13 protein-coding genes are annotated in these 12,630 nt (G+C 68.2%); 11 read left to right on the top strand and 2 right to left on the bottom strand.

What is annotated here, in order from left to right; genetic code table 11:
- Window positions 1-11: 11 nt before the first annotated feature.
- The 3 genes from pyrH to ACT3S3_RS12255 all read left to right on the top strand — a co-directional run bounded on the left by pyrH (window position 12) and on the right by ACT3S3_RS12255 (window position 2,420).
- Window positions 12-707 (top strand): UMP kinase, encoded by a 696-nt coding sequence (pyrH, locus tag ACT3S3_RS12265; RefSeq protein WP_301443542.1) that lies wholly within the window; start codon window positions 12-14, stop codon window positions 705-707.
- A gap of 181 nt (window positions 708-888) precedes the next feature.
- Window positions 889-1,446: a ribosome recycling factor gene (gene frr, locus ACT3S3_RS12260; protein ID WP_301443538.1), complete on the top strand. Its 558-nt coding sequence runs from the start codon at window positions 889-891 to the stop codon at window positions 1,444-1,446.
- 119 nt (window positions 1,447-1,565) lie between these two features.
- Window positions 1,566-2,420 carry a phosphatidate cytidylyltransferase gene (locus ACT3S3_RS12255; RefSeq protein ID WP_301443543.1) on the top strand — a complete coding sequence of 285 codons (855 nt, stop codon included), beginning with the start codon at window positions 1,566-1,568 and terminating at the stop codon, window positions 2,418-2,420.
- A gap of 27 nt (window positions 2,421-2,447) precedes the next feature.
- Here ACT3S3_RS12255 and ACT3S3_RS12250 read toward each other — a convergent pair whose 3' ends face one another.
- Window positions 2,448-2,897, bottom strand: a complete 450-nt coding sequence (locus ACT3S3_RS12250) for a LapA family protein (RefSeq protein WP_301443539.1) — start codon at window positions 2,895-2,897, stop codon at window positions 2,448-2,450.
- A 68-nt stretch (window positions 2,898-2,965) separates the two neighbouring features.
- Here ACT3S3_RS12250 and rlmN point away from each other — a divergent pair, with 68 nt between their 5' ends.
- Window positions 2,966-4,078, top strand: coding sequence for a 23S rRNA (adenine(2503)-C(2))-methyltransferase RlmN (gene rlmN, locus ACT3S3_RS12245; RefSeq protein ID WP_301443540.1), 1,113 nt, complete (start codon window positions 2,966-2,968; stop codon window positions 4,076-4,078).
- A gap of 115 nt (window positions 4,079-4,193) precedes the next feature.
- On the opposite strand, the gene ACT3S3_RS12240 is transcribed toward rlmN, so the two are convergent.
- Window positions 4,194-4,658, bottom strand: a complete 465-nt coding sequence (locus ACT3S3_RS12240; protein ID WP_441579121.1) for a DUF2631 domain-containing protein — start codon at window positions 4,656-4,658, stop codon at window positions 4,194-4,196.
- 255 nt (window positions 4,659-4,913) lie between these two features.
- Between ACT3S3_RS12240 and dxr the strand changes: the two genes are divergently transcribed.
- The 7 genes from dxr (at window position 4,914) to ACT3S3_RS12205 (ending at window position 12,625) form a co-directional block, all read left to right on the top strand.
- Window positions 4,914-6,098 (top strand): 1-deoxy-D-xylulose-5-phosphate reductoisomerase, encoded by a 1,185-nt coding sequence (gene dxr / locus ACT3S3_RS12235; RefSeq protein WP_301443288.1) that lies wholly within the window; start codon window positions 4,914-4,916, stop codon window positions 6,096-6,098.
- On the top strand, window positions 6,095-7,312 hold the full coding sequence (locus ACT3S3_RS12230; protein WP_301443289.1) for a M50 family metallopeptidase: 1,218 nt from the start codon (window positions 6,095-6,097) through the stop codon (window positions 7,310-7,312). Before dxr ends, ACT3S3_RS12230 begins: the two co-directional genes overlap by 4 nt.
- Before the next feature lie 68 nt (window positions 7,313-7,380).
- Window positions 7,381-8,553 (top strand): flavodoxin-dependent (E)-4-hydroxy-3-methylbut-2-enyl-diphosphate synthase, encoded by a 1,173-nt coding sequence (gene ispG / locus ACT3S3_RS12225; protein WP_301443290.1) that lies wholly within the window; start codon window positions 7,381-7,383, stop codon window positions 8,551-8,553.
- An 89-nt stretch (window positions 8,554-8,642) separates the two neighbouring features.
- Window positions 8,643-10,547, top strand: a complete 1,905-nt coding sequence (locus tag ACT3S3_RS12220; protein ID WP_301443291.1) for a penicillin-binding transpeptidase domain-containing protein — start codon at window positions 8,643-8,645, stop codon at window positions 10,545-10,547.
- Window positions 10,548-10,558: 11 nt separating this feature from the next.
- Window positions 10,559-11,443: a type I methionyl aminopeptidase gene (map, locus tag ACT3S3_RS12215; RefSeq protein ID WP_301443292.1), complete on the top strand. Its 885-nt coding sequence runs from the start codon at window positions 10,559-10,561 to the stop codon at window positions 11,441-11,443.
- A gap of 84 nt (window positions 11,444-11,527) precedes the next feature.
- Complete coding sequence (locus tag ACT3S3_RS12210; RefSeq protein WP_301443293.1) at window positions 11,528-12,127, top strand: carboxymuconolactone decarboxylase family protein; 600 nt, start codon at window positions 11,528-11,530, stop codon at window positions 12,125-12,127.
- Between the two features lie 189 nt (window positions 12,128-12,316).
- On the top strand, window positions 12,317-12,625 hold the full coding sequence (locus ACT3S3_RS12205) for a hypothetical protein (RefSeq protein ID WP_444626836.1): 309 nt from the start codon (window positions 12,317-12,319) through the stop codon (window positions 12,623-12,625).
- The last annotated feature ends 5 nt before the right edge of the window (window positions 12,626-12,630 follow it).

The raw sequence follows: 12,630 nt of genomic DNA, 5'->3' as shown, positions 1-12,630 counted from the left end.
ACAAGAGGGTCATGCTGAAGCTCGGCGGTGAGATGTTCGGCGGCGGCAAGGTCGGCATCGACCCCGACGTCGTGGAGAACGTGGCACGCCAGATCGCCGAGGTCGCCGCCACGGGCGCCGAGGTCGCCGTGGTCATCGGCGGCGGGAACTTCTTCCGAGGCGCCGAGCTGCAGCAGCGCGGCCTGGACCGCGCCCGCTCGGACTACATGGGCATGCTCGGCACCGTGATGAACTGCCTGGCGCTGCAGGACTTCCTGGAGCAGCAGGGCATCGACTCGCGTGTGCAGACCGCCATCAACATGGCGCAGGTCTCCGAGCCCTACCTCCCGCTGCGCGCCGACCGGCACCTGGAGAAGGGCCGCGTGGTCATCTTCGGTGCGGGCATGGGCATGCCCTACTTCTCCACCGACACCACCGCCGCACAGCGTGCCCTGGAGATCGGCTGCGAGGTGCTGCTGATGGCCAAGGGCGTCGACGGCGTCTACAGCGACGACCCGCGCACCAACCCGGAGGCCGAGCTCTTCGACGAGATCACCCACCGTGAGGTCATCGAGCGTGGCCTCAAGGTCGCCGACGCCACCGCCTTCAGCCTCTGCATGGACAACAACATGCCGATGCTCGTGTTCAACCTCCTGACGGACGGCAACATCGCACGCGCCGTGGCGGGGGAGCAGATCGGCACCCTGGTCGCCACCCCGGCGTCCTGAACGGGCCGTACCTGAACGGTCGTACCTTCACGGCCGTACCCGAAAACCCGCCACCGGCGGGGAGGCGCAGGACGCCCCCGTCGGTGAACTTCCGGGAAACTCCGTGCCGGTGACTGGTAGATTCGTCACTGGAACGGCAAGACCTGCCCGCAACTGATTTATCTGCGACAAGAGGACAGCAATGATTGACGACACCCTGCTCGAGTCCGAGGACTACATGAGCCGCTCGGTGGAGCACGTCCGCGAGGACCTGATGACCATCCGGACCGGCCGCGCGAACCCCGCGATGTTCAACGGCGTGTTCGGCGAGTACTACGGTGTTCGCACCCCGATCACCCAGATGGCCACCATCAGCGTGCCGGAACCGCGCATGCTGATCATCAAGCCGTACGAGCAGTCGGCCATGCAGGAGATCGAGAACGCGATCCGCAACTCGGACCTGGGCGTCAACCCCACCAACGACGGGCACGTCCTGCGTGTCACCGTCCCGCAGCTGACCGAGGAGCGTCGTCAGCAGCTGGTGAAGGTCGCCAAGTCCAAGGGGGAGGACGCCAAGATCGCGATCCGTAACATCCGCCGTAAGGGCATGGACGCGTTGGCGAAGATCCAGAAGGACGGCGACGCCGGCGAGGACGAGGTCAAGGCCGCGGAGAAGGAGCTGGACAAGGTCACGCACCAGTACACCGGCCAGGTCGATGCGGTCGTTGAGTCCAAGGAGAAGGAGTTGATGGAGGTCTAGTGACTGCTGGACAACCATCAGGGACAGGCGACGCCGTGAACACCGGGAACCCTGCGAACGCAGGCAGCGCAGATAGCGCAGATAGCGCAGGTAAGAGCACTGGACGCGACGGCTACCGCCTGCCGCAGCCGAAGAACTCCGCCGGACGCAACCTCCCGGTCGCCATCACCAGCGCGCTGGTCCTCGGCCTGCTGGTCGTCGCCGGCCTCGCGATCCCTTACGTGTGGTACCCCCTGGTCGCCGCGGCGATGGGGCTGGCGACCTACGAAGTGCACTCGCGCCTCAAGGAGAACGGGTACTCGCTGAACCTGCCGGTGCTGCTCATCGGCGGGCAGGCGATGATCTGGTTGTCGTGGCCCTACGGGACCACGGGGCTGGTCTCCGCGTTCGCGTTGACGGCCGTCGCGGCCGTGGTCGCCCGCCTGTTCCACAACGGCAGGACGTCGCCTCCGACGAACTGGTTGCGCGACATCGGCATCTCACTGTTCGTGCTGGTGTGGATCCCGATGTGCGGTGCCTTCGCCGGCATGCTCTCGCAGCTGACCTACCGTGACGTGCCGTGGTGGAGCCTGGTGCTCACCTTCATGCTGTGCGTCATCGCCTCGGACGTCGGCGGTTACGCCTCCGGCGTGTTCTTCGGCAGCCACCCCATGGTGCCGGCGATCAGCCCGAAGAAGTCCTGGGAGGGTTTCATCGGCTCGGTGGTGTTCGCCGCCGTCATCGGCATGCTGTCGGTGCTGTTCCTGCTCGACCTGCGTGAGCCGATGCACTACGTGCTCGGCATATCGCTGGGCGCCGGGCTGGCGGTGTGCGCCACCGTCGGCGACCTGGTCGAGTCGCAGTTCAAGCGCGACCTGAAGATCAAGGACATGTCGGCGATGATCCCCGGCCACGGCGGCATCATGGACCGATTGGACGGCATGCTGCCGGCGGCGATGCTCACGTGGATCGTGATGACCGCCGTCGCGGGCTGACCCCGGTCGGCCAGCCCGCAGGTCACGCTATTTGCGCTTCTTCTTGCCGCCGTTGTCGGGGTGGTTGATCTGACGGCGCAGCTGCAGGATGCGCACCGCGCCCACGCACGACATCACCAGGGCGCCGGCGATGGCGGCGATGAGCATCCCCACACCGATGGGGAAGTTCCACTCCCAGACGAACATCTTCAGCTGCACGGAGTCCTGGTTCTGCAGGATGAAGATCAGCAGCAGGATCAGGATCACCGCGCCGACGCTCAGGCCCACCCACGTGGACCCGGCGATCGAGCCGGCGACGGAGGGCTTCGCCGACGAGTCGGCGGCGGTGCCCTCCGGGGCGGGGGCCTCCGACGTCTCCACCTCGGTGGATGCGGCGTCGGACGTGTCGGCGAAGCCGCCGGCGTCGGGCAGCTCGGCGGTGTCGGTGGTCGGGACGGTCAGGTCGTCTGAGCGTTCATTCTCTGGTCTCTTAGCCATGCCGCCAAGTGTAGTGGTATTGCACGATGTGCCCCCACCTCCCACGACGTGCAATAATTGCCGACACCATGACTACACCGGTTCAACTGCAGTTCCGTGCCCCCACCAGGGGCATGCCACCCACCCACCTGGCCGACCTCACCGACGACGAGGTCAAGGCCGCGGTCACCGACGCCGGACTTCCCGGCTTCCGTGCCAACCAGATCGCCAAGCAGTACTACGGACGTCTCGAGGGCGAGCCCTCCCAGATGACCGACCTGCCCGAAGGTCTGCGCACCACCGTGAAGGACGCCCTGTTCCCCACGTTGATGGAGTCGGTCCGCAACATCTCCTGTGACGAGGGCCAGACGCGCAAGACGCTCTGGAAGTTGCACGACGCGACCATGCTCGAGTCCGTCCTGATGCGCTACCCCGACCGCGCGACGCTGTGCATCTCCTCGCAGGCCGGTTGCGGCATGGCCTGCCCGTTCTGCGCCACCGGCCAGGGCGGGCTGGACCGCAACCTGTCGACCGCCGAGATCGTCGAGCAGGTCCGCGCCGCGGCGAAGTCCATGCGCGACGGTGAGGTCGAGGGCGGCGAGGGTCGTCTGTCCAACATCGTCTTCATGGGCATGGGCGAGCCGCTCGCCAACTACAAGCGCGTGGTCAAGGCGATCCGTCGGATCACCGCGCCGGCACCGGAGGGCTTCGGCATCTCCGCGCGCAACGTGACGGTGTCGACCGTGGGCCTGGCCCCGGCGATCCGCAAGCTCGCCGACGAGGGCATGCACATGCGCCTGGCCGTGAGCCTGCACTGCCCGGACGATGAACTGCGCGACACCCTCGTGCCCGTCAACAACCGGTGGTCGGTGGACGAGGTCCTCGATGCCGCGCGTTACTACGCCGACAAGTCCGGCCGTCGCGTGTCCATCGAGTACGCGCTGATCCGCGACATCAACGACCACCCGTGGCGTGCCGACCTGCTCGGCAAGAAGCTGCGCGGCGCGCTGGGCAACCAGGTGCACGTCAACCTGATCCCGCTGAACCCCACCCCGGGTTCGAAGTGGGACGCCTCGCCGAAGCCCGTGCAGGACGAGTTCGTCCGCCGGGTCGCGGCCCAGGGCGTGGCCTGCACGGTGCGCGACACCCGCGGCCAGGAGATCGCCGCAGCCTGCGGCCAGCTCGCCGCCGAGGAGCGCTAGGCTCCTTGCTGTTGTCCGCCTGCCCCAGGGCAGGTGGGGACAAAGAAAAGCCCCCGCCCCGACCCAGGTGACTGGGAGGGGAGGGGGCTTTCTCCGTGCGGACCCTGTGCGGACCCTAGTGGTGCAGCGCGTGCTTCGGGGTCTCGATGCTCTCGACACCGTCGGAGCCGACACCCGGCAGGTTCCAGGAACGCAGCTCGGCGGTCGTCATGTTGGCGTAGACGCCGGTGAGGTTGCGCTGGTCGGCGGCCCAGTCGGGCTCCTGGTGGCCGGCCGGCTTGTTGTGCGAGGTCACCGTGGCGCGCGCGGGCTTCGGCTTCCAGTTCGGCGAGGAGTGGCGTGCGTAGAGCGTGGTGCCCACGATCAGCAGCACGCCGATGCAGACGAGCCAGATGTTCTCGACGTGGCCGGGGTGGTTACCGAACAGCATGCCGAACATGGACAGGCCACCGAGGTAGCCGACGACGATCGTCGTCTTCCGGGGGAACTGGTGCCAGCCCCAGGCTGCGGACGGCTCATCCTCGGTGGAGACGCCGTTGTACACTGCCACCTTCGTGCCATGATTTGCGTGATCGGCCACGTCGATATCCTCCTGAACTAGGACGGCAGTGGTCACCTGCCGAATTGTCGCCTCCATTCTTGCACATCCGCCGCGCGCGGTGAACTTCCGCCCCGCCGCGGGTTCCCCCGCCAGTGACCCCGCCGCTCACCCCGCACACAGACCCTGCAGGCAGGCCCCTCACCTGACCGGCGGCTGGGGGCAGCCTGGAGGTCTGCTGGGGGAGCGCGGGGAGGTGGCGTCCCGGCTACCGTGGCGCCGCGGGCCCGTGGAACAATGGGCCGGGTGAAGAGACGAGTAGTGGTGCTGGGTAGTACCGGTTCAATCGGTACGCAGGCGCTCGAGATCATCGCGGACAACCCGGAGCGTTTCGAGCTGGTGGGCATCTCCGCGCACGGGACGAAACCGGAGCTGCTGCTTCAGCAGGTGCGCTCCTTCGGCCTGGGCGCCGGGCAGGTGGCGGTCGCCAGCGACCGCAGTGCCGACGAGATCGAGCGGGAGCTGGACGGCCACGTGGTCCGCGGGGCGGACTCGGCCCGTCAGCTCGTGGAGCGCACCACCGGGGACCTGGGCCTGGGCAGTGAGGACGTCGTCCTCAACGCCCTGGTCGGGTCGTTGGGACTGGACGCCACCCTGGCGACGTTGACCGGCGAGGCGCGTCTGGCGTTGGCGAACAAGGAGTCGCTCGTCGCCGGCGGCGGGCTGGTGCTGGACGCCGCGTCCGAGGGCCAGCTGGTCCCGGTGGACTCGGAGCACTCGGCGATGGCGCAGTGCCTGTGGTCGGGACGTCACGAGGACGTCGCGGAGCTGGTGCTCACGGCGTCCGGCGGGCCGTTCCGCGGGTGGACGCGCGAGGCGCTGCAGGACGTCACGCCGCTGCAGGCGGCGAACCACCCGACCTGGTCGATGGGGCAGATGAACACGCTGAACTCCTCGTCGATGGTGAACAAGGGGCTGGAGCTCATCGAGGCGTCCCTACTGTTCGGCGTCCCGGCGGAACAGATCGCGGTGACGGTGCACCCGCAGTCCATCGTGCACTCCATGGTCACCTTCCGCGACGGCGCGACGATCGCCCAGGCGTCCCCGCCGTCGATGAAGCTGCCGATCAGCCTGGCGCTGGGCTGGCCGGGGCGCGTCCCCGGCGCCCAGACGTCGCTGGACTTCGCCACGGCGTCCACGTGGGACTTCGAGCCCCTGGACGACGAGGTGTTCCCCGCCGTCCGGCTCGCACGCGAGGCCGTGACGGCCGGCGGGTGCATGCCCGCGGTATACAACGCGGCGAACGAGGAGGCCGCGGTGGAGTTCCTCGCCGGCACCCTGGCGTTCCCGCGCATCGTCGACACCATCGCCGAGGTGATGGGGGACTGCGCGTCGCTGGTGCAGCGTCCGCGTGACATCGACGACGTCCTCGCCGCCGAGCGCGAGGCCCGTGCGCGGGCCCACGAGAGGATGGGCCGGTGAGTTTCGCTCTTGGCGTGATCCTCTTCGCCCTGGGGATCGGGGTGACGATCGCCCTGCACGAGGCCGGCCACATGGTCGCCGCCCGGGTGTGCGGCATGCGCGTGCGCCGCTACTTCATCGGCTTCGGGCCGACGGTGTGGTCGACCACGCGCGGCCACACGGAGTACGGCCTCAAGGCCGTCCCGCTGGGCGGTTTCTGCGACATCGCCGGCATGACCGTCAACGACCCGTGGACGGAGGAGGAAGAGCCGTACCTGATGATCAACAGGCCCGCGTGGAAGCGGGTCTTCGTGATGATGGCGGGCATCATCGTGAACATCGTGCTCGGCACGCTGATCATCTTCAGCGTGGCGGTGAGCTTCGGACTGCCGTCCACCGAGGCGCCTGCACCGAAGGCCGTCGAGCTGGTGTGCTCGCCGGAAACCGACGCCACACAGGACGTTACCTGTTCCGGTGAGGGTTCCGCCGCGGCGTCCGGCGTCGCCGTCGGCGACACCTTCGTGAGTGTCGACGGCGAGGATGTCGGGAGCATCCCCGAGGTCATCTCGGGCGTCCAGGAGGTCGGACGCACCGCGGGGCAGGACGGCTCGGCCGTCGGCGACACCGTCACCGTGCCGGCGACGGTCCAGCGCGACGGGCGGGACGTGGACCTGGACCTGCAGGTGCAGCTCGTGGAGCGCGAGGGTCAGACCGTCGGCGCGATCGGCGTGCAGTTCGACGGGCGCGCGGAGATGGTGGACTACAACCCGGTCACCGCGGTCGGCGGTACCGCCGACTACACCTACTACCTGGGCAAGGAGACCGTGAAGGCGCTGGTCGACCTGCCGCAGCGCTACTGGCCGGTCGTGCAGTCCATCTTCGGCGCCGAGCGTCAGATGGACAGCCCGGTCAGCGTGGTCGGCGCCTCCCACATCGGTGGGCAGATGGTGGAGCAGAGCCAGTGGATGAGCTTCCTGCTGTTGCTGGCGAACCTCAACTTCTTCCTCGCGGTGTTCAACCTCGTGCCGTTGCCGCCCCTGGACGGTGGCCATGCGGTCATCGTCATCTACGAGAAGCTGCGTGACCGGTTGCGCAGGATGCGCGGCCTCGAGCCCGGCGGCCCGGTCGACTACGTCAAGGTGATGCCGGTGACCTACGTGGCCACGGCGATCCTGCTGGTGTTCGGTCTGACCGTGATCGTCGCCGACGTCGTCAACCCACTCCAACTGTTTTAGCCCGTCAGGACGCCCGGGCGTAGACTGTGCCCGTAGATCCACACGGAAAGTAAGGACTAGACAACACGATGACCGGAATTTCCCTCGGTTTGCCCGACGCTCCGCCGCCGGTGCTGGCTCCCCGTCGCAAGACCCGCCAGCTCATGGTCGGCAACGTCGGCGTCGGAAGTGACTACCCTGTCAGCGTCCAGTCGATGACGACGACGAAGACGCACGACGTCAACGCCACCCTCCAGCAGATCGCCCAGCTCACCGCCACCGGCTGCGACATGGTCCGGGTCGCGTGCCCGAAGACCGTCGACGCCGAGGCGCTGCCGGCGATCGCGAAGAAGTCGCCGATCCCGGTGATCGCCGACATCCACTTCCAGCCCAAGTACATCTTCGCCGCCATCGACGCCGGCTGTGCCGCGGTGCGCGTGAACCCGGGCAACATCAAGGAGTTCGACGGCCGGGTCAAGGAGGTCGCCAAGGCCGCCGGTGAGGCGGGTATCCCGATCCGTATCGGCGTGAACGCCGGTTCGCTGGACAAGCGGATCATGGAGAAGTACGGCAAGGCCACCCCGGAGGCCCTCGTGGAGTCCGCGCTGTGGGAGGCGAGCCTGTTCGAGGAGCACGGTTTCGGCGACCTGAAGATCTCGGTGAAGCACAACGACCCGGTGATCATGGTCGAGGCCTACCGTCAGCTCGCCGCGCAGAGCGACTACCCGCTGCACCTCGGTGTCACCGAGGCCGGTCCGGCCTTCCAGGGCACCATCAAGTCCGCGGTGGCCTTCGGCGCCCTGCTGGCGGAGGGGATCGGCGACACGATCCGTACCTCCCTGTCGGCGGACCCGGTGGAGGAGATCAAGGTCGGCGACCAGATCCTGCAGTCGCTGAACCTGCGTCCGCGCAAGCTGGAGATCGTGTCCTGCCCGTCCTGCGGGCGTGCGCAGGTGGACGTGTACAGCCTCGCCGAGCGGGTCACCGCCGGGCTGGACGGCATGGAGATTCCGCTGCGCGTGGCCGTGATGGGCTGCGTGGTCAACGGTCCGGGTGAGGCACGCGACGCCGACCTGGGCGTGGCCTCGGGCAACGGCAAGGGCCAGATCTTCGTCAAGGGTGAGGTCATCCGCACCGTGCCGGAGGACGAGATCGTCGAGGTGCTCATCGAGGAGGCGATGAAGATCGCCGACGAGATGGACCCCGAGGAGCTCGCCGCCGCCGGCGTCACCGGCTCCCCCCAGGTCAAGGTCACCACCTAGACCGCGGGGCCACACCTGGCAGGGGGCCGGGTGAAAGCGGTTCGTGTTTGTCCGGGGAACCAGCGCGCTGCGCTGCTAGCGTGACCGGCATGACCCAGATTCTGGGGGCGCCCGGCGCTCGGCCCCCGAGACGCACCACCACCACACGCGCCGGTGTGTCGTCCGTAGCCGGCGTACTGAGCCTGGTGCTCAGCGTCGTACTGGTCACGGTCTCCGCCTGCACCCCGCGTCCGGACGTCGCCGACGACGTGGTCGGTGACTTCCTCGACGCGGTCTCGTCACGCGACGTCGAGGCCGCCGCCCGGCTCACCGACGACGACGCCGTGGCGTCCGACGCCCTGGAGCAGTCCTGGGACTCCCTGCAGGCCGACGGCCTGCAGGTCGACGTGGAGGGCGTGCGCACCGACGACAACGTCGCCACCGCGGACTACACCATGACCTGGGACCTGCCCGGCGAACGCGAGTTCAGCTACGACGCCACCCTCACCGCCACGCGTACCGGCGGGGAGTGGACGGTGCGGTGGCGTTCCTCGGTGCTGCACCCGGACCTGGGCGCCGACCAGCACCTGGAGCTGCGTCGGATGGACGCGCAGGTCGCCGACATCGTCGGCTCCGACGGTGCGGTGCTCGCCACCCCGGGCACCACCTGGCGGGTGGTGCTGGACCTCGACGAGGCACGTACGTCCGGTGGGGTGCAGGGCGCGGTGGGACGCATCGGACGTGTGCTCACCGCTGCGCACGCCGGTGAGGAAGCCATCCCGACGATCGACGAGGCGGCCGTGTCGTCCGCCGCATCGGACGCCTCGGGCACCTACTCGGTGACGATGATCCCCGGCCAGTTCGGCGACCAGCTACGCGAGGAGCTGGAGGCGATCGACGGGGTCCGGCTCAACGAGGAACCGGCGATGGTGCGTCCTGACCCGGGTTTCGCCCCCGACATCATGTCCCGGGTCACCGACCTGGTGGAACCCGAGCTCGAGGGCGAGGCCGGCTGGGAGGTCGTGGCGGTCAACCAGAACGCCTCGGTGGTGCGCACCCTGGAACGCGCCGAACCCGCCCCCGCGCCGGCGGTGAAGGTCAGCCTGTCGCGCGCGGTGCAGGAGGCCGCGCAGCAGGCGGTGGACACCCGTCCCAACGACGAGGCGATGATGGTGGTGATGCGCCCGTCCACCGGTGAGGTGCTGGCGGTGGCGCAGACCGAGGAGGCGGACAAGCAGGGCGACGTGGCGCTGTCCGGCCAGTACCCGCCGGGATCGACGTTCAAGGTGATCACCGCCTCGGCCGGGGTGGAGAAGGAGGGGCTGAACGCCGACTCCTCGGTGGCGTGCCCGGCGACGCAGGACATCGGCGGTCGTATCGTGACGAACTACAACTCCTTCTCGTTGGGCAACACCTCGATGCGCAACGCCTTCGCCCAGTCCTGCAACACCACGTTCGCCCGGATCTCCACGGACCTGGAGCCGGGGGAGTTGAAGGAGGAGGCAGCGAAGTTCGGCCTGGGCCGTGACTACGACATCCCGGGGCTGACCACGATGACCGGCCAGGTGCCCGAGGGCGAGGTGATGCTGGACCGCACGGAGGCCGGCTACGGGCAGGGCCTGGACCTGGCCAGCCCCTTCGGCATGGCGCTGGTGGCAGCCACCGCGGCGAACGGACGTACCCCGGTGCCGAACCTCATCAACACCGACGGGGTGCACACCCTGGACACCGACGGCAATGACGCGGTGGAGGGCGAGCCCCTGGACCCCGGCATGCTGGGCAACCTGCGCGACATGATGCGCGCGGTGGTGACCAGCGGTTCGGGTTCGGCGATCTCCGGTGCCGGCGAGGTGTACGGCAAGACCGGTGAGGCGGAGATCAACGAGGGCTCGCACGCCTGGTTCATGGGATACCGCGGCGACCTGGCGTTCGCCACGATGATCGTGCTGGGCGGCGGGTCGGAGCACTCCGTGGCGGTGACCCAGCAGTTCTTCGACAACCTGGACGGGGAGTAGGCTGGGGCGTCATGAGTAGAGCGCTTCTGACACCCGGTAACCCCACCCCGATCCGGAAGGTTCCGGACTCCATCGAACGTCCGGAGTACGCGTGGCGGGACGAGGTGCAGGAGAACGTCGGTGAGCCCTGGGTGCAGACACCCGAGGTCGTCGAGGCGATGCGCGAGTCCTCCTGGATCGCCGCCGGCGCCCTGGCCGCGGCCGGTGCCGTGGTGGCTCCGGGCGTGACCACCGACGAGATCGACCGGGTCGCCCACGAGTACATGTGCGACCACGGCGCCTACCCGTCCTGCCTGGGCTACCGTGGTTTCACCAAGGCCGCCTGCGTGAGCCTGAACGAGATCGTGTGCCACGGCATCCCGGACTCCACGGTGGTGCAGGACGGGGACATCGTGAACATCGACGTCACCGCCTACAAGAACGGTGTGCACGGTGACACGAACGCCACCTACCTGGCCGGCGATGTCTCCGAGGAGCACCGCCTGCTGGTGGAGCGCACGTACGCCGCCATGTGGCGCGGCATCAAGGCCGTGAAGCCGGGCCGGGAGATCAACGTGATCGGCCGGGTCATCGAGGCCTACGCCAAGCGTTTCGGCTACTCGGTGGTCCGTGACTTCACCGGCCACGGGGTGGGGCCCACGTTCCACAACGGTCTGGTGGTGCTGCACCACGACGAGCCGGCGTACAACACGGTGCTGGAGCCGGGCATGACGCTGACGATCGAGCCGATGCTGAACCTGGGCGAGCTGCCCTACGACATCTGGGACGACGGCTGGACGGTGCAGAACCGGGACGGCAAGTGGTCCGCGCAGTTCGAGCACACGATGGTCGTCACCGAGACCGGTGTGGACGTGCTGACCCTGCGTGAGGACGAGAAGGACCAGACGGTCAAGTAGACCGGTGGTGCCGTCGCGGTCTTGTGGGCGGATTTTTGCCGGGCCGGCCCCGTGGCGGCTTCGGGCCGGGTAGCGTGTTGGGGTATGAACGTATCTGGCCCGGAGTCACTGTCCACACAGGCATCACCCGAGGGTTCGGCGCGGATCACCCGCCCCGGTGAGAAGGTCCCCGGCGTCCGCGAGCTGGGGGTGCTCAACCACCTGATCGCGCGAATCGGCGCGAAGGTGCAGGGGACGGAGACCATGGGGGTGTTCTCCACGATCGGTAGGGCCCGTCGGCTGTTCAAGCCGTGGCTGGTGTACTCGGCGATGATGATGCCGTTCGGTTATCTGTCGCGCAGGGAGACCGAGCTGGTGATCCTGCGCGTCGCACATCTGCAGAGATCCGAGTATGAGGCGGCGCACCACAGGAAGCTGGCGGCGTCGGCGGGGCTGAAGAATGAGCAGATTCAGGCGATGGAAGGGGAGTCGCATGGTCAGACGAGGCGTTGGGGCGTGATCCTGGACGCCGTGGACCAGATCGTGGCGCACGGGGAGGTGGACGAGCCGACGTGGTCGGCGTTGGCGACGTACCTCTCCGACCGGGAGCTGGTGGCGTTGGTGATGCTGGTGACGAACTACGCCGGCCTGGCGACGGCACTGTCCGTGCTGGGGACGCCGGTGGACCGGAAACGGACGTCCTGAGCCGGTCTACAGAAGGATAGTTTTACCCCTGGACACGCTCGTGAATGTGGGTTACCCTGTGGTGGTCCGGCCCGTCGGGGGTTCGGGTGGGGGTCGTGGGGAACAGCGGCTGTCTGGATGTCGTCCCTGGTGGGACGGCGATAATTGAGTCGAAGAGGCGGGGTGGGGCCTATGGTCCATCGGGAGAGCGTGGGAGACGACGGTTCGCATCGGCTGTTGTGGCTGCCGTGCGTGGTCGTCGTCCTGGTGATGGTGATGATGGTGACGGCGTGCTCGCCTGCTGACGGTGAGGCCGGGGATGGGGTGGACGTCGCCGCGGCCGAGCATTCCGGGGACGGCGCGGGGGAGGGGGAAGCTGCGCTTGATGGCATGATCGCGGAACCCGAGGTGACGGACGACGGCCGGATGATTCAGCCTGCGGGACACACCGGCCTCTGGTTCGAGACCAGGCCGTTGGATCCAATGGATAACCGGCTCTTCGCGATACGGAGTGCATAGCTGAG

The organism is Corynebacterium sp. AOP40-4SA-5, from assembly GCF_052377355.1.
Lineage (GTDB): Bacteria > Actinomycetota > Actinomycetes > Mycobacteriales > Mycobacteriaceae > Corynebacterium.
This window is presented reverse-complemented; position numbering and strand designations above follow the sequence as displayed.